Here is a 17858-nt window from a genome sequence, read left to right as displayed (position 1 = left end):
GACTTCGCGATCGCCACCCCACTGACCGAGCTCGTCGGTGTGCGGCACCCCATCGTGCAGACCGGCATGGGCTGGGTGGCCGGTCCGCGGCTGGTGTCGGCCACCGCCGACGCGGGCGCGCTCGGGATCCTCGCCTCGGCCACCATGACGACCGACCAGTTGCGCGCGGCCGTCCGCGAGGTCAAGTCCCGTACCGACGCGCCCTTCGGGGTCAATCTGCGGGCGGACGCCTCGGACGCGGCCGAACGGGTGCGGATCGTCATCGAGGAGGGGGTGCGGGTCGCCTCGTTCGCGCTCGCGCCCTCACGGGAACTGATCGCCCGGCTCAAGGACGCCGGAGTGGTGGTCATCCCGTCCATCGGCGCCCGGCGGCACGCGGAGAAGGTGGCCGCGTGGGGCGCCGACGCGGTGGTGGTGCAGGGCGGGGAGGGCGGCGGGCACACCGGGAAGGTCGCCACCACCGTTCTGCTCCCCCAGGTGGTGGACGCGGTCGGTATCCCGGTCGTCGCGGCCGGCGGCTTCCACGACGGACGCGGCCTGGTCGCCGCGCTCGCCTACGGTGCCGCCGGGATCGCCATGGGCACCCGCTTCCTGCTCACGTCCGACAGCACGGTGCCCGACGCGGTCAAGGCCCGGTATCTGGCGGCCACGGTGGACGACATCATCGTCACGACCAAGGTCGACGGACTCCCCCACCGGATGCTGCGCACCCAGCTGGTCGACTCCCTCGAACGCTCGGGCCGGGCGACCGCGCTGTTGCGCGCCGTACGTCACGCGGCGTCCTTCAAGGCGCTGTCCGGCATGAGCTGGGCGCGGATGGTCCGCGACGGTCTGGCGATGAGGCACGGCAAGGACCTGACGTGGAGCCAGGTCCTGCTGGCCGCCAACACCCCCATGCTGCTCAGGGCGTCGATGGTCGAGGGCCGGACCGACCTCGGTGTGATGGCCTCCGGCCAGGTCGCCGGTCTGATCGACGATCTGCCGTCCTGTGCCGAGCTCGTCGACCGGATCATGGCGGAGGCCCGGGCCGCGCTCCGCGGACTGCCGCCGGCCGAGTAGCGGACTCCCTGGTGTCAGAGCCGCTCGATGATGGTGACGTTGGCCTGGCCGCCGCCCTCGCACATGGTCTGCAGGCCGTAGCGTCCGCCGGTGCGTTCCAGTTCGTGCAGCAGCGTGGTCATGAGCTTGGTACCGGTGGCGCCCAGCGGGTGGCCGAGGGCGATGGCACCGCCGTTGACGTTGACCCTCTCCGGGTCGGCGCCGGTCTCCTTCAGCCAGGCGAGCACCACCGGGGCGAAGGCCTCGTTGATCTCCACGAGGTCGATCTCGTCGAGGGTCATCCCGGCCTTCTTCAGCGCGTACGCCGTGGCCGGGATCGGCGCGGACAGCATCCGGATGGGGTCCTCGCCGCGCACCGACAGGTGGTGGACACGGGCGCGGGGCGTCAGACCGTGCTCCCGTACGGCCCGTTCGCTCGCGATCAGCAGGGCCGAGGCGCCGTCGGAGACCTGGGAGGAGACGGCGGCGGTCAGCCGGCCGCCGTCGACCACCGGCTTCAGGGCCGTCATCTTCTCCAGTGTGGTGTCGCGACGGGGGCCCTCGTCCCGGGTCACCTCGCCATAGGGGACGAGTTCGCGGTCGAAGCGGCCCTCGTCGATGGCGCGGACGGCCCGCCGATGGGAGCGCAACGCGAACTCCTCCATGTCCCGGCGGGAGATGCCCCACTTCTCGGCGATCATCTCGGCGCCGGCGAACTGGTTGACCGGCCGGTCGCCGTAGCGGGCCCGCCAGCCCTCGGAGCCGGCGTAGGGGCCCTGGGTGAGCCCGAGGGGTTCGGCGGCCTGGCGGGTGGCGAAGGCGATCGGGATCATCGACATGTTCTGCACACCGCCCGCGACCACCAGGTCCTGGGTGCCCGAGAGCACCCCCTGTGCGGCGAAGTGCAGGGCCTGCTGGGAGGAGCCGCACTGGCGGTCCACCGTCACCCCCGGCACCTCCTCGGGCAGCCCGGCGGCCAGCCAGCAGGTGCGGGCGATGTCGCCGGCCTGCGGGCCGACGGTGTCCACGCAGCCGAGGACGACGTCCTCGACGGCGGCCGGGTCGACGCCCGAGCGCTCCATCAGCGCCGTCAGCGCATGGGCGCCGAGATCGGCCGGGTGGACGCACGCGAGCCCGCCGCCGCGCCTGCCGACCGGCGTGCGGACCGCTTCGACGATGTATGCCTCCGTCATGGCCACTCCTTGGGTGATCGGTGGTGTCTGCGGTGTCAGTGGAAACGCGGTCGGCTCACCAGGTACCCGGACCCTTCCGGCACACGGCGCCCGCGGGGTTCAGGCGTGCTGACTGCTGACGGACAGGACCTCGCCGGTCAGGTACGAGGAGTAGCCGCTGGCCAGGAAGACGATGACGTTGGCCACCTCCCACGGCTCGGCCCAGCGGCCGAACGCCTCGCGGGCGGTCAGTTCCTGCAGCAGTTCCGGCGTGGTGACCTTCGCCAGGTGCGGGTGCATGGCGAGGCTGGGCGAGACGGCGTTGACCCGCACGCCGTACTCCGCGGCCTCCACGGCGGCGCAGCGGGTGAGGGCCATGACCCCGGCCTTGGCGGCGGCGTAGTGCGCCTGGCCCCGCTGCGCCCGCCAGCCGATCACCGAGGCGTTGTTGACGACGACGCCCCCGGCGCCCGCCGCCCTCATCCGGCGCAGCGCGGCGCGGGTGCAGCGGAAGGTGCCGGTGAGGGTGACGTCGAGGACCTTGGCCCACTGCTCGTCGGTCATCTCGACCAGGTCGGCGGTGCCACCGAGTCCGGCGTTGTTGACGACGACGTCCAGGCGCCCGTGCCGCTCCGCCACGAAGTCGAAGAGCGCGGCGACCTGCTCCTCGTCGGTGACGTCGCAGGGCAGTGCGGCGACGCGGTCCGCGCCGAACTCCGCGGCCAGCGCCGCCTCCGACTCCTTGAGCCTGCGGGCGTGGGCGTCGGAGAGCACGATCTGGGCGCCTTCCTCCAGCAGCCGACGGGCGGTCGCCCCGCCGATACCGGCGCCCGCGGCGGCGGTGACCACGGCGGTACGGCCGTGCAGGAGGGCGTGCCCGGGGACGTAGGACGGTGGGGGCGTGGTCACGGGCGGGCCTCCTTCGACAGGCCGAGGACGCACTCGGCGATGAGGGCGAACTCGCCGGTCGCAGCTCATGGGCGGCTCCGGACACCCCTCGACGGCTGACGGGTCGTCAGGTTAATCTACCAAACACTTGTTAGGGAAGGAGAGCGAATGCCCGCCCCCCGCACCGCGCCCATGGAGCCCGTCCGCCGCGTACGCCCCGGACCAGTCGCCGTGGGCCGCTGATGGACCTCGACTTCTCCGCCGCGGACGACGCCTTCCGCGCCGAGGCCCGCGCCTGGCTCGCCGACCATGTGCCCTCCACCCCGCTGCCCTCGCTGGAGACGGCGGAGGGGTTCGCGGCCCACCGGGAGTGGGAGCGGGCCCTGTTCGCCGACCGCTGGTCGGTGGTCTCCTGGCCCGAGGAGTACGGCGGCCGGGGTGTCTCGATCCTGCAGTGGCTGATCTTCGAGGAGGAGTACTACGCGGCCGGTGCGCCCGGTCGGGTCGGCCAGAACGGCATCAACCTCCTCGCGCCCACCCTCTTCGAGCACGGCACACCGGAGCAGTGCGCGCGCGTCCTGCCGTCCATGGCGAGCGGCGAGGTCGTCTGGGCCCAGGCCTGGTCCGAGCCGGAAGCCGGCTCCGATCTCGCCTCGCTGCGCTCCACAGCCGTACGCACCGCCGGCGGCTGGCGCGTGAGCGGCCAGAAGACCTGGTCGTCGCGGGCGGCGTTCGCCGACCGCGCCTTCGGACTGTTCCGCAGCGACCCGGACGCCGAGCGGCCGCACCGGGGCCTGACGTACCTGATGTTCCCCCTGGACGCGGACGGGGTGACGGTGCGGCCCATCGGGCGGCTCGACGGCAAGCCCGCCTTCGCCGAACTCTTCCTGGACGAGGTGTACGTGCCCGACGGGGACGTCATCGGCGAGCCCGGACAGGGCTGGCGGGTGGCGATGAGCACGGCGGGCAACGAGCGCGGCCTCACCCTGCGCAGCCCCGGCCGCTTCATGGCCGCCGCCGACCGGCTGACCCGGCTGTGGCACGAGCACGCCGACCCTTCCGACACCGCGCTGCGCGACCGGGTCGCCGACGCGGTGATCGGGGCCCGCGCCTACCAACTGTTCGCCTACGCGGCCGCTTCACGTCTGGCGGCGGGCGGTTCCATCGGCGCGGAGTCGAGCCTCAACAAGGTGTTCTGGTCCGAACTGGACATCGCCCTGCACGAGACCGCCCTCGATCTCCTCGGCCCCTACGGCGATCTCGCCGACGACGCCGCGGACGCCCCCGCGCACGGCGGCTGGGCCGAGGGATACGTCTTCTCGCTGGCCGGTCCCATCTACGCGGGCACCAACGAGATCCAGCGCGACATCATCGCCGAGCGGCTGCTCGGCCTGCCGAAGGGACGCCGGTGATGCGTTTCCTCCTCGACTCCGAGCAGCGCGACTTCGCCCGCTCGCTGGACGCCATGCTGACGGCGGCGGGCACGCCGGACGTCGTACGGTCCTGGGCCGTCGGGGACACCGGGCCGGGCCGCGCGCTGTGGTCCAGGCTGGCCGAGGCGGGGCTGTTCGCGCTCGGGCTACCGGAGCGGTACGACGGCCTTGGCCCACTTCCGGTCGAACTGGCCGTGGCCTTCGTGGAGTTGGGCCGCCACGCGGTGCCGGGCCCGCTGGCGGAGACAATCGCGGCGGCGGCTCTCCTGGACCGTCTGGGCGACGCGGCGACGGCCGCCGCATGGCTGCCGGGGATCGCCGCCGGCAAGGTCGTCGCCTCGGTGTGCCTGCTCTCCCCCGACAGTCCCTACGCCCTGGACGCGGACACCGCCGACGCGGTGTTCGTCGTCGCGGGCGACATCCTGCGCCTGGCCGAGGCGCACGGTCCCGTTCAGCACTCGCTCGACCCGGCCCGGCGGCCGGCCCGCCCGCTCGGCGGCACCGTGCTGGCCCAGGGGCCGGCCGTCGGCGCCGCGGCCGCGCACGCCGCCGAGGTCGCGGCGCTCACCACGGCGGCGCAGGCCCTCGGACTGGGCCGTGCCCTGCTCGACCGGACCGTCGAACACGCCCGGCAGCGCAGGCAGTTCGGGGTCGCCATCGGCTCGTTCCAGGCGGTCAAACACCGGCTGGCCGACTCGCTGATCACCCTGGAGTTCGCCCAACCGCTGCTCTATGCCGCCGCGTTGGCGATGGAGCGGGGCGACGCCGGGTGCGGGCGCGAGATCGCCGCGGCGAAGGTCTCCGCCTGCGAGGCCGCGTACGCCGCGGCGCGCACCGCCCTGCAGTTGCACGGCGCCCTCGGCTACACCGAGGAACTGGACCTGTCCCTGTGGATCCGCAAGGCCCACGCGCTACGGACCTCCTGGGGCACGCCGTCGGCCTGCCGGGCCCGGGCACTCGCGCCCTGACCGGCCTGTCACCCGCTCGACACCCATGGTCACCCGACCCCGTCACGGGCGGCCCCGCGCGAAGGCCACCGCGACGGTTCAGTGGTTCGGTGCCGCCGTGCTGATCTCCGCCAGCGCCGAGTGCGGATCCTCGACGGCCGCCAGGTCACCGAGGCTGACGAAGCCGACCGGGCAGCCGCCGTGTTCCACGACGGGGAGTCGGCGCAGGCCGTGCCGGCGCATCAGCTCGACGGCGTGGTCCGTGGTGTCCTCGGGGGTCAGGGTCAGCAACGGCGGCCGGCTGCACACCCTGCCGACCGTGGTGGAGTGCGGGTCCAGTCCCGCGGCGAGCGTCCGCACCACGATGTCGCGGTCGGTGAGGACACCGAACAGATCGCAGTCGTAGGCGACCAGGACGTCACCGATGTCGTGCTCCCGCATGAGGAGCGCCGCCCGTTCCACCGTGGTCATGGGCTCCACCGCCACCGCGCCGGGCGACATGACCTCACGTATCCGTCGTGTCATCGGGCACCTCCGGGATCCGAAATGGTGAGGCGTACGGCCTCGCCCGCCCGCGTAGCCAGGGACGGCTCGGGCAAACCGGTTTTTCCGTCGTCCGCCGCGCACGGCGTGGCGCCGCCGGGCCCGGCGAGTGACGATGGAAGCCGAGGGGGGTCGCAGAAGGGATCATGGCGGCCATGGTGGGTGACATCAGCGACGAGCTACGGGCACGGCGTGAGGGCGAGAACGGTCACCGCTCGATGCCGCACACGGCCGACATCCGTCTGCAGGCCTGGGGCACGACCCGGGAACAGTGCCTGGCGGAGGCGGTACGCGCCATGGTCGAGGCCTTCGCCGATGTGTCCGAGGCACACCCCGCCACCATGGAACGGGTCCGTCTCGCCCCCGGCGACGACGCGGATCTGCTGGTCGCGCTGCTGGAGGAGGTGGTCTACCGGCTGGAGGTGGCGGGCCGGATCCCCGTCGACGTGGAAGCGGAGCCCACCTACGACGGTGGACTGGCGGTACGGCTGTCCCTCGCCGACCTCGCGGACGTCACCGTCATCGGTGCCGCACCCAAGGGTGTCTCCTGGCAGGAGTTGCACATCGGTCCGGACGCGTACGGGTGGTCCTGCACGGTGATCGTGGACGTGTGATCGCACGGGCGCACCCTGCCGCACGGGCACCCGCAGGCCACCGGCGTCAGCCCTTCACCACCCCGAGCGGCACCAGCCGGGCGACCTTCCGGCACAGCCCCGCCCCCTCGCTCGCGGCGACGACCGCGTCGACGTCCTTGTACGCCTCCGGCGTCTCCTCCGTCAGGCCGCGCCAGGACTTCGGGCGCGCGGCGATGCCGGCGTTGCGCAGCCGCGCCCGCAGCTCGCTGCCGGTGATGCTGCGCGCGGCCTGATGACGGCTCATGGTGCGGCCCGCACCATGGCAGGTGGAGTGGAAGGCGTCGCCCCCGGACACGCCGGTCAGCACGTACGACGCCGTCCCGAGGGTGCCGGGGATCAGCACCGGCTGTCCGAACTCCCGTATGTCCTCCGGCAGTTCGGGATGCCCGGGCGGGAAGGCGCGGGTGGCGCCCTTGCGGTGCACGCACAGCCGTCGTCGCCGGCCGTCCACCGGATGGGTCTCGATCTTGGCGAGGTTGTGGGAGACGTCGTACACCAGCGTCAGTCCGGTGCCGACGGTGCGCCGGAACACGCCGCGTGCCGCGTCGGACAGCAACTGCCGGTTCGCCCGGCCGTAGTTGGCGGCAGCGGCCATGGCCCCGAGATAGTCCTGCCCCTCGGGCGAGTCGACCGGTGTACAGGCCAGTTGCCGGTCGGGCACGGAGATGCCGTAGCGGGCCATGGCGCGGTCCATGAGCCGCACATGGTCGGTGCATATCTGGTGTCCGAGCCCGCGCGAGCCACAGTGGATCATGACGCACACCTGGCCCGGCCCGATCCCGAAGGCGGCAGCGGCCTGGGCGTCGTACACCTCGGCGACCTGCTGCACCTCCAGGAAATGGTTGGCGGAGCCCAGGCTGCCCACCTGGCCGAGGCCACGCTCCCGGGCCCGCTGCCCGACCTGGGTCACGTCCGCGTCGGCGACCGCGCCGGCGTCCTCGCAGCGCAGCAGGTCGCGCTCCTCCCCGTGGCCCTGCTCCACGGCGTAGCGGGAGCCGCCGTCCAGCAGCCGCTCCAGTTCTCCGGGGCCGGTGAGGTGCCACACGCCGCCGGGACCGGCCCCGCGCGGAATCGCCCGGTCCAGGCCGTCCATCACGGCGGTCAGTGCGGGCCGGAGCGTATCGGCGTCGCAGTCGGCGGCCAGCAGCCGCACCCCGCAGGAGATGTCGAAGCCGACGCCGCCCGGCGAGACCACCCCGCCGGCGTCCACGTCGGTGGCGGCGACACCGCCGATGGGAAAGCCGTACCCCCAGTGGATGTCCGGCATGGCGTACGAGGCGGCGACGATGCCGGGCAGCGTGGCCACGTGCGCGACCTGCTCCAGGGACTGCTCGGCATCCGCGAGCAGCTCCCGGGACGCGAAGACGACCCCGGGCACCCGCATGCCCGCGTGCGGCTCGATGCGATAGCGGAAGGAACGTTCCTCGACCAACTCCATCGCGGTCTCCGCCCCGGCTCGGCGCGCACTGGGTCACTGCCCCTGCAGCGCGGCGAGCACGTCGTCGTCGGTCAGCTGCTCGAAGTCCTCGTACCACTCCCCCACGGCCAGGAAGACGGTCGGCCGCTGCAGGCAGAGCACCTCGTCGGCCTCGCCGCGCAGCAGGTCCGCCGCCTGCGGCGAGCACACCGGCACCGCCAGCACGACCCGCTCCGGCGACTGGCGGCGCAGCCAGCGCAGCGCCGCCCGTGCGGTCGCCCCGGTGGCGACCCCGTCGTCCACCAGGATCACGGTGCGGTCCCGCAGCTCGGGCGCGGGGCGGCCCTGCCGGTACCGCTCCTCCCGGCGGTGCAGCTCCGCCCGCTCCCGCTCCACCACGTCGTCCAGGGCCGCCTCGTCCAGGCCGAGGTCGTCCAGGGTCCGCTCGTCGAACAGCGGAGGGTCGTCACCCGCGAGCGCCCCGACGCCCAGCTCCTCCTGGAACGGCGCGCCGATCTTGCGTGCGACCAGCACGTCGAGCGGTGCCTCCAGCGCCCGCGCCACCTCCCGGGCCACCGTCACCCCGCCACGCGGCAGGGCCAGCACGACCGGATGCGTCAGCGCCCCCGCCTCCTGCCGGATGCGCAGCCGCTCGGCCAACTCCCGGCCGGCATGGACGCGATCATGAAACCGCATACCCAGTCGACTCCTTCCACGCCTGCGCCGCGCTCGTCACCGGGCCACGGCGTGCGGTCGTACGACGACTCGCGCCCGGCGGGTGCGCCCACTCGCACTCGGACCACCGGACCGGCACGACGGCACGTCCCTCCGGCGCCCCGGCCGGGTACCCGGACCGGGCCGCAACGACACGGGACACGCCGAGGTCCGCGCTCCAGGCTCGGGTGACGAGCATCGGCGCCCGCAGCGGTGTCCGGCGGCCGCCCGGAGAAGCGACGAGTATGGAACGGAGGAGCTGAGAAATGGCACGCATTCTCGTCGACGGGGACGACGTGGTCGTACACCTGTCGTGGTGGCAGCGGGTGGCCGCCCGCCGCGGTGATGTGCGGGTGCCGCTGACGGCGGTGTGCCGGGTGACGGTCGAAGCCGACTGGTGGCGCGCCCTGCGCGGAGTGCGGCAGCGCGGCACCTGGATTCCCGGCGGCTGGTCCATCGGCACGCGCGGCCATCCCGGCGGGACGGACTTCGTGGCCCTGCGGCCCGGCCGACCCGTCGTGGACGTCGAACTGCGGCCCTCGGCTCCCTTCCGGCTCCTCGCGGTGTCCGTGCCCGACGACGAGGAGGCGAGGGCCACGGCTCAGCGGCTCGGCCGGACCGCACCGGGGATCGACACCTCCACGCGCTACCGGCAGCCGGTGCCGGTCGCCGAGGAGACTTCCGACGGGAGCACCCCTCGTGCCCTGCCCATGGCCGCCGAGAGGCGTCGGGACGGAAAGCGCGAGCGCTGAGCGAACCCCGCCTCCTCCGCCCCGCTCGCCGCCGAGCTGCTGAAGAAGCTGGGCTGAACCCGTGGGCGTGTCCCGGTCAGCGGTCCAGCCGTAGGTCGCACCGAGGAGACGGCGCCCTCCGCCGTCCTCACCGCGGGCCCCGCTCGGCCTCACGGCGGCGGAGTTCCCGGTGGGCGATGGTGCGCTTGTGGACCTCGTCGGGGCCGTCCGCCAGGCGCAGCGTGCGCAGGTGGGCGTACATGCCGGCCAGAGGGAAGTCGTCGGAGACGCCGGCGCCGCCGTGGACCTGGATGGCGCGGTCGACGACCCTGAGGGCGATGTCCGGTGCGGCCACCTTGATGGCTGCGATCTCCGTCCGCGCGACCTTGTTGCCCACGGTGTCCATCAGATGGGCCGCCTGGAGGGTCAGCAGCCGGGCCATGTCGATCTCGATACGAGCCTCGGCGATCCAGTCCTGGATGTTGGCCCGCTCGGCGAGCGGCGCCCCGAACGTCGTCCGCTCCTGGGCCCGGTCGATCATCAGGTCCAGGGCCCGCTCGGCCATGCCGATGCTGCGCATGCAGTGGTGGATGCGCCCGGGACCCAGCCGGGCCTGACTGATCATGAAGCCGTCGCCCTCGTGGGCGAGCAGGGCCGTGGACGGTACCCGCACGTTCTCGAAGAGGACCTCACCGTGGCCTTCCCGGTCCTGGTAGCCGAACACGGGCAGGTTGCGCACCACGGTGATGCCGGGGGTGTCCAGCGGCACGACCATCATGCTCTGCTGACGGTGGCTGGGCGCGTCCGGGTCGGTCTTGCCCATGACGATGAGGACCCTGCAGTTCTTGTGCAGGACGTTGGAGGTCCACCACTTGCGTCCGTCGAGGACGTAGTCGTCACCGTCGCGCCGCATGCGCAGCTGGATGTTGCGTGCGTCGGAACTGGCGACGGCCGGTTCGGTCATCGCGAACGCGGAGGCGATCTCTCCGGCGAGCAGCGGCTTGAGCCACCTCTCCTTGTGCTCCTCGGTGCCGAAGAGCGTCAGCACCTCCATGTTCCCGGTGTCCGGCGCGTTGCAGTTGGTGGCCTCCGGCGCCAGGTGCGGGCTGCGGCCCATGATCTCGGCGAGCGGGGCGTACTCGAGGTTGGTCAGGCCCGGTCCCCACTCGGGATGCGGGTGGAAGAGGTTCCACAGTCCCTGCTTCCTGGCCTCGGCCTTCAGCTCCTCCAGGACGGGCGGGTGGAAGTGCGGATCGCCCGACTGCGCCATCTGCGCCTCGTAGACGGGTTCCGCGGGGTAGATGTGCTCGTCCATGAAGGCCAGCAGCTTCTCCTGGTACGCCTTGGCCCTGTCGGTCGTCGGGAACACGGGTTCACCTCGGTGGGTTCGTGGTGGGGGAACGAAGGAAGGTCACCGCGTCCGCGCGGGCGGGTGGAGCACGGACTTCAGCGCCGCGGCCGTCGCGGCGGCGTCCGTGTGCACGATCCCGGCGAGACCCGCGCGTTCGGCCGCGGTGATGTTCTGCTCCAGGTCGTCCACCATCACCGCGTCCCGCGGGCGGACGCCCAGCCGTTCGCAGGCGATCTCGTAGGCCCGGCGCGAGGGTTTGCGGACGCCCACCTCTCGCGAGATGGTGACGGCGTCGAACATGCCCGGCAGGTCGAACCCGGCGTAGCAGTCGTCGCCGAGCGAGTTGGACAGCAGCCCCACGCGGTGTCCGGCCTCCCGCACCCGTGCGACCAGGTCGATCATGGCGCGGTCGGGCTCCATCGCGCTCTGCACCCGGCGTACGATGCCCGGCTCGGCGGGGTCGATCGCCACTCCGTGGGCTCGGAGCCGCTCGGCGAAGCCCTGTTCGAACTGCAGCTCGCCGATCCGGCCTTCCTCGTGCGCCACGAGCAGGGCGCCGCTCGCCCGGTCCCTGGCCAGCAGGCGCAGCGGCAGCCGTGGGTCGCAGCCCAGGGCGGAGCCCAGCTGCTCGAAGGCCGCGAGCACGCTGGTGGTGAGCACCCCTCCGAAGTCGAACAGGACGGTAGTGCGGGTCCCGGGCGGGGTGGTTCGGGTCACCTGCGTTTCCTCCTCATGCCGTCGGTACGCGGGGGCCACAGCCCTGTATAGTTGAATCCAACGTCAAGTTCAATACTTACAACACCCGGCTGAGCAGGGCAGGTTCGCTTGGTCGGATCGGCTGATTGGCGGTGTGGTGACACATGACGACGAAGGTTTCGCTCGCGGACTGGGAGCGCCTCAAGTCGCGTGACGTCGAGACGAACGGCATCACACTGCGCGTCTTCGAGCACGGCGAGCACAGGCCCGGCACACCGCCGGTCGTGCTGTGCCACGGCTTCCCCGAACTCGCCTTCTCCTGGCGCCATCAGGTCTTCGCCCTCGCCGAGGCCGGACACCGGGTCCTCGCGCCCGACATGCGCGGTTACGGAGGAAGCTCACGGCCACGGGACGTCGAGGCCTACGACGTGGTGGACCTGTGCGCGGACCTCGCGGGTCTCCTGGACGACGTGGGCGCCGAGGACGCGGTCTTCGTGGGACACGACTGGGGAGCGAACGTCGTGTGGCACATGGCCTGGCTGCACCCCGGACGGGTGCGTGCCGTGGCCGGCCTGAGCGTTCCCGCCACCCCGCGCTCCCCCGTCCCGCCGCTGCCCGTCCTTCGTTCGCGGCTGGGCGCCGACTTCTACATGGTGTGGTTCCAGGAGCCCGAAGTCGCGGACCGGGCGCTGGCGCGGAATGTCCGCAGGACCCTTGTCGCACGGGAGATCTACTCCGCCGAGTGGGCGTCCCGCGACGAGGCCGAACTCGCGCCCCCGCCGTGGCTCGGCGAGGAGGAGCTGGCCCATTACGTCAGGACGTTCGAGGAGACCGGGTTCACGGGCGGCCTCAACTACTACCGCAACATGGACCGCAACTGGGCGCTGACCCGCGAACTCCAGGGCCGCCCCATCACACAGCCGTCCTTCTTCCTCACCGGCTCCAGGGATCCCGTCGCCCGGTTCATGCCCGCCGACAACCTGGGGACGGTCCTCACCGATCTGCGCGAGCACGTCGTCCTGGAAGGCGCCGGCCACTGGGTCCAGCAGGAGCGCCCCCAGGAGGTCAACGCAGCGCTGCTCCGCTTCCTGGGATCCCTCGGCCTGGGCCGGTGATGCGGCCGCCGGGGCCGATCCGCCGGGCGGCGACTATCATCGGCTGCCACCTGCACGTGTGCGAACGACGGCGAATGGACTGCATTGGCTTCCCAGGCCCCGGCTCATGACGGCTCCCGGCAACCGCTCGCCCCGCGCAGCCGGCGGGGCGAGCGCACGCGCAACGCGCTCATCGCCGCGGCGCGCGAGGTCTTCGAGCGCGACGGCTATCTCGACGCCCGGATCACCGACATCACCGCTGCCGCCCATGTCGCCTCCGGCTCGTTCTACACGTACTTCAACGACAAAGAGGATGTCTTCCGGGCGCTCGTGGACATCGTGCAGGAGGAGATGCTCCACCCGCACCTGCGCGAGCGCACCGGCATCACCGACACCCGGCAGCTCATCGACGCGGCCAACCGTGACTATCTGCGCTCGTACAAGAAGAACGCGCGCCTGATGGCCCTGTTCGAGCAGGTCGCCCACATCGACGACAACTTCCGGGCGCTGCGCATCGAGCGCGGCAACGCCTTCGCGCGACGCAACGCCAAGATGATCCGCGCCCTGCAGGACGGCGGCGAGGCCGATCCCACGCTCGATCCCCTGGTGACGGCCCACGCCCTGTCCGGCATGGTGAGCCGCATGGCCTACAGCGTGTTCGTGCTCGGACAGCGGATCCCCTTCGAACGGCTGGTGACCACGCTCAACAAGATCTGGGAGAACGCGCTCCAGCTGAAGCCCACCGGCGACGAATAGGACCGTCGCCGGGAGGCGCCGGCTGCTCGGCGAGGCCCAGCGCCATGCCTCAGTACTTCTTCGCGCCGGCCTGGATCGCCTCGCGGATGCGGTGGTAGGTGCCGCACCGGCAGACGTTGCGGATCTCGTCGAGGTCGGCCTCCGTGATCTCCCGGCCCTCCTCGCGGACCTGGCGGACCTTGGCGACGGCGGCCATGATCTGACCGGGCTGGCAGTAGCCGCACTGCGCGACGTCGTACTCCAGCCAGGCCTCCTGCATCGGATGCAGGTCACGGCCGACGGTGGCGGGCAGGCCCTCGATGGTGGTGATCTCGTCATCGGCGCCGATGTCCTGCACCGGCACCGAACACGGGTTGAACGCCTTGCCGTTGACGTGGCTGGTGCAGGCCTGGCAGACGCCGAGACCGCAGCCGTACTTCGGTCCGGTGACACCGAGGACGTCTCTGAGCACCCACAGCAGCCGGACGTCGTCCTCGATGTCGACGGTCACCCGCTTGCCGTTGAGGATGAAGGTGTGTTCGGGCACAGGGGTCTCCTAGTAGGCGCGGTCGAGGCCGTCGGTGGGCGACGCGGGGATCGGCGGCGTGGTGGGCAGCGGCTCGAATCCGAGCGGTCCGGCGTGGTTGAGCGGGAAGCTGGTCGGCATGGTGCCGGTGGCCCGGCCGTAGGCGCAGGCCACGGCGGCGGCCGCACCCGCCACCGCCAGCTCGCCCGCCCCGCCGGGCTGCCCGGTGGTCGGCGGCATGACGACGATCTCCAGCTCGGGCGGGGTGTTCCACTGCCGGGTGTAGAAGTAGTTGTCCCAACTCCCTTCCAGGAAGTGGCCGTTGTCCAGATGGAGGCCGGAGCTGAGAGTGATCGCGATGCCGTCCATGATGCCGCCCATCATCTGCGCCTCAAGACCCCGAGGGTTGACGGCCAGACCCACGTCGACGACGCACACGACCTTGGTGACGCGAGGGCCGGTGTAGGCGTCGCGGACCGTGCGGCCGGTGGTCTCCGGCCGGCAGTCGATCTCGGCGAGGACAGCGACGTACGCGTGGTATTCGGGATGGAGCGCGATGCCCTGCGCCGTCCCGGCGGGCATGCTCCGCCCCCAGTTCCCGACGTCGGCCACCTTGTCGAGGACGGCTCGCGCCCGCTCGTCCTTGAGGAACTCCCGGCGGAACCGGTAGGCATCCTTGCCCATCCGCCTGGCCAGCTCGTCCACGACGAGTTCCTGCGCACAGCGCACATTGGGCGAGTAGATGTTGCGCATCGAGCCGGTGTTGAAGCCCTCGTCGGTCTCGCCCAGCGTCTGGGTGACGACACCGAAGTTGTACGGGGTCTGCTGGCTGAGCGCGAAGATCGTCTCGGAGAAGGTGAGGCCGCCGACGGGCAGCCGCGCGGCCTCCGCGGTGATGATCTCGCCGACGCCGTGGCCGAAGTCGGTGGCGACGGAGGTGTGCCGCTGGTCGTAGGTGAGGACCTGGCCGAGCGCATAGGTGGCGCGGACCCGCGAGGTGGCCATCGGGTGGGTACGGCCCTGCCGGAAGTCGTCGGTGCGGTGCCACATCAGCTTGACCGGCTTGCCCATCGCCCGGGAGATCTCGGCGGCCTCGGCGGCGGCGTCGTGGAAGAGCTTGCGCCCGAAGGAGCCGCCGCCCTCGGTGACATGGACCTTCACGGCGGAGACCGGCAGCCCCAGCTTCAGCGCGATCTGCTCCTGGGCGGCGATCGGGGACTTCAGGCTTCCCCAGATCTCGGCGGAGTCGTCTCGTACGTCGGCGATGGCGCAGTTGGTCTCCAGCGCGCTGTTGCTCGCGAAGTGGAAGGTGAACCGGGCGTCGACCGACTTGGTCAGCAGGTCCAGTGCCGGAAGCGGGAGTTCGGTCCTGCGGAGTTCGTCGTGGACGGTGTCGTCGCTCTTTCCGTCGGCCGTTCCGGCGCCCCAGGAGACCTTCAGCGCGCGTACGGCGTCGATGCACTGGCCGAACGTACGGCCGCGGACTGCGACGCCGGTGGAGACGGCCACGACGTCCGTGACGCCGGGCATCGACCGCACCTCGGCGAGATTCTCCACCGAGCGCACCGTGCCGTTGATCGTCGGCGGCCGGCACACCATCGTCGGCAGGGCCTCGGGGATGTTCAGGTCCATGGCGAACGTCTTGCGCCCGGTCACCGCTTCCCGCGCGTCGATACGGCCCTGCGCGGTGCCGATGACCTCGAACTCCGCGGCGTCCTTGAGCGCGACGGACACCTGACTGAACGTCATCGCGGCAGCTTTCTGGGCGAGTTCGCCGTAGGTGAGACTGCGACCGCCCGCCGACGAGGTGATGACCCCGGCCTTGGTGGTCAGGGTGTTCAGGGCCGCCCCGAGTTCCAGGGCCGCCGCCTGCAACAGCCGGCCCCGGGCCACCGCCGCCGCCACCCGGATCGGCGTGAAGGTCGAGATCGTGGTGTTGGAGCCACCGGTGAGCTGGTTGAACAGCAGTTCCGGCCGCGCGTCGGCGAGCGTGACCCGGATCCGCTCCAGCGGCAGGTCCAGTTCCTCGGCGATCAGCATGGCGCTGGACGTCGTGATGCCCTGCCCGACCTCCGCCCGGGGCAGCGCGAAGGAGGCCGTGCCGTCGGTGTCGACGCGGATCGTGATCAGGTTCGCCGTCGGCAGTGCCGCATCGGTGAGCATGTCGTTGAGGTCGTAGATCTCCGCCGGGCCCGGCACGGAGGGGACGACAGCCGCCGCCTCGTCCGGTGCGAACACCACCTCACCGAGTTCGGCGGCCACGGTCAGCGTCGAGGCGGCCAGCACATACCCGAGGAATCTGCGCCGCCCGATCCCGGCCGCCGCGGGTATGTGTCCGGAGCTGTCCATGCGATCTCCTTCGATCCGCCACGAGTTGTGCACATGCCCGATCCGCGCGAGGACGGTGCGACACGCCGCCGGTGATTCCACCGCTCACCACCGGTTTCGGCCATAGGCAGGCGACGGGAAAAGGCGTCGCGGGACTGTGCCGGCGCACAGTCCCGCCGGCCTACACTGCGCCCGTGACGACGCAGCTGAGGGCCGCCGACCGGGTCGTCGAACTGGTCGGCCGGCTGCTGACCGAGGTGGACCGGCTCGCGGAGGACCTCACCGACGAGATCCTCGGAGGCGAGCACTCGTACGCCGAGAGCACGCTGCTCGCCCGGGAACAGTTGCGTTCCCTGGTGCGCGACAACCTGACCACGATGTTCGCGTCACTGCAGGGGCGGCCCACGACCCTTGAGGCGCCCCGCGCCGCCGGGCGCCTGAAGGCCGCGCAGGGCATCCCGCTGGCCGCTCTCCTGCACGCCTACCGGCTGGCCGGCCGCTTCATCTGGGACCGGCTGCTCGCGGCCGCCGTGGACGAGGAGAGCACCGTCGAGCTGCTGCACATGGCCTCCGACATCTGGGCGGCCATCGACGACTACTCCAGTGCGGCCGCCGACGCCTATCGGGCCACCGTCGAGGAACAGTCGCGGCGCGACACCACGACCCGGAGCACGATGCTCACCACCCTGCTCGACGGCAGGGCCGGCACCGGAGCGAGCGCATGGGAGATCGCACGGGTCCTGGACCTCGACCGGCAGGGCCCCTTTCTGGTGGTCTGCGCCGAGGTCCACGACGAGGTGGAGCCACTGCCCAGCGTGCGCAGCCGGCTGCGTGCCGCCGGAATCGGCTCCGAATGGATCCAGCCGATAGGGGCCTGGGTTGGCCTGCTGGCCCTGCCGCACGAGCAGGCCATCGCGCATGCGGTCGACCAGCTGTCCGGCATCGCGCTGTCCCGGGTCGGGGTCAGCCGCGCCTTCACCTCGCCAGTGAACGCCCCGACCGCCTGGCGGCAGGCCCAACTCGCCGTACAGTGCCTGCCCCGTGGAGCGGGCGGCACCCACCTGTACGGCAGCGCTCCGGTATCGCTCCTGGCGGCCGCCTCCCCCGACATGGCGCAGGAAGTCGCCCGGGCTGTCCTCGGCCCCCTTCTCGCCCTGCCCCCGCAGGAACGGGCCACCCTGCTGGCGACCCTGCACGCCTGGTTCGCCGGCGGCGGATCGACGACGGCGGCGGCCGGCCGGCTGCACTGTCACCGCAACACGGTCCTGTACCGCCTCAACCGCATCGCCGAACTGACCGGCCGCCGCATCACCGACGCGGAGTCCTCCGCCGAGCTGTACATCGCCCTGGAGGCCGTACGCCTGAGCGGGCGGCCGGGTCCGTACGACGGACACGGCCCGCTGGACTGAGCCCGTCGATCCCCGGCCACGCCGGACCGGACGAACCCCGTGCTCACGACACCGTCCAGTCACCCATGGGCGTCGAGCGCCGTATGGACCAGGCCTTCGGCGGCCTCGGGGTCGCCCGCGTCGGACGGACACGCCAGTGCGCCGGTCTCCCGCTCCAGCCGCCACAGCGGCTCCACCCGGCGCTCACAGGGGTTCAGCTGT

The 17858-nt window shown here is 72.0% G+C and carries 17 protein-coding genes; 8 read left to right on the top strand and 9 right to left on the bottom strand.

Features of this window, described 5'->3' with window-relative positions; genetic code table 11:
* Positions 1–9: 9 nt before the first annotated feature.
* The gene (locus ACZ5NH_RS19575) at positions 10–1059 is read left to right on the top strand and encodes an NAD(P)H-dependent flavin oxidoreductase (protein WP_468776947.1); all 1050 of its coding nucleotides are present in this window, start codon (positions 10–12) and stop codon (positions 1057–1059) included.
* 14 nt (positions 1060–1073) lie between these two features.
* Here ACZ5NH_RS19575 and ACZ5NH_RS19570 read toward each other — a convergent pair whose 3' ends face one another.
* Both ACZ5NH_RS19570 and ACZ5NH_RS19565 read right to left on the bottom strand, forming a co-directional pair.
* A complete protein-coding gene (locus ACZ5NH_RS19570; protein WP_468776835.1) occupies positions 1074–2231 on the bottom strand; it encodes an acetyl-CoA C-acetyltransferase in 1158 nt (385 codons plus the stop codon).
* A gap of 99 nt (positions 2232–2330) precedes the next feature.
* Positions 2331–3119, bottom strand: coding sequence for an SDR family oxidoreductase (locus ACZ5NH_RS19565; RefSeq protein WP_468776833.1), 789 nt, complete (start codon positions 3117–3119; stop codon positions 2331–2333).
* A gap of 221 nt (positions 3120–3340) precedes the next feature.
* On the opposite strand from ACZ5NH_RS19565, the gene ACZ5NH_RS19560 reads away from it, so the two are divergent.
* Together ACZ5NH_RS19560 and ACZ5NH_RS19555 are read left to right on the top strand one after the other, a co-directional pair.
* Positions 3341–4510, top strand: coding sequence for an acyl-CoA dehydrogenase family protein (locus tag ACZ5NH_RS19560; RefSeq protein WP_468776831.1), 1170 nt, complete (start codon positions 3341–3343; stop codon positions 4508–4510).
* Positions 4510–5499, top strand: coding sequence for an acyl-CoA dehydrogenase family protein (locus tag ACZ5NH_RS19555; protein WP_468776829.1), 990 nt, complete (start codon positions 4510–4512; stop codon positions 5497–5499). The genes ACZ5NH_RS19560 and ACZ5NH_RS19555 overlap by 1 nt, the downstream gene beginning before the upstream one ends.
* Before the next feature lie 78 nt (positions 5500–5577).
* On the opposite strand, the gene ACZ5NH_RS19550 is transcribed toward ACZ5NH_RS19555, so the two are convergent.
* Positions 5578–6003 (bottom strand): CBS domain-containing protein, encoded by a 426-nt coding sequence (locus ACZ5NH_RS19550; protein WP_450984599.1) that lies wholly within the window; start codon positions 6001–6003, stop codon positions 5578–5580.
* Between the two features lie 164 nt (positions 6004–6167).
* Here ACZ5NH_RS19550 and ACZ5NH_RS19545 point away from each other — a divergent pair, with 164 nt between their 5' ends.
* Entirely contained in the window at positions 6168–6635 is a 468-nt protein-coding gene (locus ACZ5NH_RS19545) for an archease (protein ID WP_468776826.1), read from the top strand.
* A 46-nt stretch (positions 6636–6681) separates the two neighbouring features.
* Here the strand turns inward: ACZ5NH_RS19545 and ACZ5NH_RS19540 are convergent, their stop codons facing one another.
* Both ACZ5NH_RS19540 and ACZ5NH_RS19535 read right to left on the bottom strand, forming a co-directional pair.
* Positions 6682–8094 carry an RtcB family protein gene (locus ACZ5NH_RS19540; protein ID WP_468776823.1) on the bottom strand — a complete coding sequence of 471 codons (1413 nt, stop codon included), beginning with the start codon at positions 8092–8094 and terminating at the stop codon, positions 6682–6684.
* Positions 8095–8127: 33 nt separating this feature from the next.
* Positions 8128–8769 carry a phosphoribosyltransferase gene (locus ACZ5NH_RS19535; RefSeq protein ID WP_388628645.1) on the bottom strand — a complete coding sequence of 214 codons (642 nt, stop codon included), beginning with the start codon at positions 8767–8769 and terminating at the stop codon, positions 8128–8130.
* A gap of 284 nt (positions 8770–9053) precedes the next feature.
* On the opposite strand from ACZ5NH_RS19535, the gene ACZ5NH_RS19530 reads away from it, so the two are divergent.
* Positions 9054–9539 (top strand): hypothetical protein, encoded by a 486-nt coding sequence (locus ACZ5NH_RS19530; protein ID WP_451552932.1) that lies wholly within the window; start codon positions 9054–9056, stop codon positions 9537–9539.
* 127 nt (positions 9540–9666) lie between these two features.
* Here ACZ5NH_RS19530 and ACZ5NH_RS19525 read toward each other — a convergent pair whose 3' ends face one another.
* Together ACZ5NH_RS19525 and ACZ5NH_RS19520 are read right to left on the bottom strand one after the other, a co-directional pair.
* Positions 9667–10887: an acyl-CoA dehydrogenase family protein gene (locus tag ACZ5NH_RS19525; protein WP_468776819.1), complete on the bottom strand. Its 1221-nt coding sequence runs from the start codon at positions 10885–10887 to the stop codon at positions 9667–9669.
* A gap of 42 nt (positions 10888–10929) precedes the next feature.
* A complete protein-coding gene (locus ACZ5NH_RS19520; protein WP_468776817.1) occupies positions 10930–11586 on the bottom strand; it encodes an HAD family hydrolase in 657 nt (218 codons plus the stop codon).
* Positions 11587–11729: 143 nt separating this feature from the next.
* Between ACZ5NH_RS19520 and ACZ5NH_RS19515 the strand changes: the two genes are divergently transcribed.
* Together ACZ5NH_RS19515 and ACZ5NH_RS19510 are read left to right on the top strand one after the other, a co-directional pair.
* Positions 11730–12680, top strand: a complete 951-nt coding sequence (locus ACZ5NH_RS19515) for an alpha/beta fold hydrolase (RefSeq protein ID WP_468776814.1) — start codon at positions 11730–11732, stop codon at positions 12678–12680.
* Positions 12681–12764: 84 nt separating this feature from the next.
* Positions 12765–13415 carry a TetR/AcrR family transcriptional regulator gene (locus ACZ5NH_RS19510; protein WP_450984589.1) on the top strand — a complete coding sequence of 217 codons (651 nt, stop codon included), beginning with the start codon at positions 12765–12767 and terminating at the stop codon, positions 13413–13415.
* 49 nt (positions 13416–13464) lie between these two features.
* On the opposite strand, the gene ACZ5NH_RS19505 is transcribed toward ACZ5NH_RS19510, so the two are convergent.
* Positions 13465–13941: a (2Fe-2S)-binding protein gene (locus ACZ5NH_RS19505; protein ID WP_388628662.1), complete on the bottom strand. Its 477-nt coding sequence runs from the start codon at positions 13939–13941 to the stop codon at positions 13465–13467.
* 9 nt (positions 13942–13950) lie between these two features.
* On the bottom strand, positions 13951–16269 hold the full coding sequence (locus ACZ5NH_RS19500) for a molybdopterin cofactor-binding domain-containing protein (RefSeq protein ID WP_468776811.1): 2319 nt from the start codon (positions 16267–16269) through the stop codon (positions 13951–13953).
* Between the two features lie 173 nt (positions 16270–16442).
* Between ACZ5NH_RS19500 and ACZ5NH_RS19495 the strand changes: the two genes are divergently transcribed.
* A complete protein-coding gene (locus ACZ5NH_RS19495; protein WP_468776808.1) occupies positions 16443–17657 on the top strand; it encodes a PucR family transcriptional regulator in 1215 nt (404 codons plus the stop codon).
* Positions 17658–17858: the final 201 nt, after the last annotated feature.

The sequence above is a fragment of the Streptomyces sp. NPDC031426 genome (genome assembly GCF_055581585.1).
The sequence above is the reverse complement of the archived record's forward strand: the minus strand, read 5'-3'. Positions and strand labels throughout refer to the sequence as shown.

What these genes read in the sequence shown, in the direction of transcription:
- ACZ5NH_RS19560 (WP_468776831.1), top strand. Translation starts at nt 3,341, where the DNA reads ATGGACCTCGACTTCTCCGCCGCGGACGACGCCTTCCGCGCCGAGGCC.
- ACZ5NH_RS19545 (WP_468776826.1), top strand. Translation starts at nt 6,168, where the DNA reads ATGGCGGCCATGGTGGGTGACATCAGCGACGAGCTACGGGCACGGCGT.
- ACZ5NH_RS19515 (WP_468776814.1), top strand. Translation starts at nt 11,730, where the DNA reads ATGACGACGAAGGTTTCGCTCGCGGACTGGGAGCGCCTCAAGTCGCGT.
- ACZ5NH_RS19535 (WP_388628645.1), bottom strand. Translation starts at nt 8,769, where the DNA reads ATGCGGTTTCATGATCGCGTCCATGCCGGCCGGGAGTTGGCCGAGCGG.
- ACZ5NH_RS19550 (WP_450984599.1), bottom strand. Translation starts at nt 6,003, where the DNA reads ATGACACGACGGATACGTGAGGTCATGTCGCCCGGCGCGGTGGCGGTG.
- ACZ5NH_RS19530 (WP_451552932.1), top strand. Translation starts at nt 9,054, where the DNA reads ATGGCACGCATTCTCGTCGACGGGGACGACGTGGTCGTACACCTGTCG.
- ACZ5NH_RS19500 (WP_468776811.1), bottom strand. Translation starts at nt 16,269, where the DNA reads ATGGACAGCTCCGGACACATACCCGCGGCGGCCGGGATCGGGCGGCGC.
- ACZ5NH_RS19570 (WP_468776835.1), bottom strand. Translation starts at nt 2,231, where the DNA reads ATGACGGAGGCATACATCGTCGAAGCGGTCCGCACGCCGGTCGGCAGG.
- ACZ5NH_RS19555 (WP_468776829.1), top strand. Translation starts at nt 4,510, where the DNA reads ATGCGTTTCCTCCTCGACTCCGAGCAGCGCGACTTCGCCCGCTCGCTG.
- ACZ5NH_RS19540 (WP_468776823.1), bottom strand. Translation starts at nt 8,094, where the DNA reads ATGGAGTTGGTCGAGGAACGTTCCTTCCGCTATCGCATCGAGCCGCAC.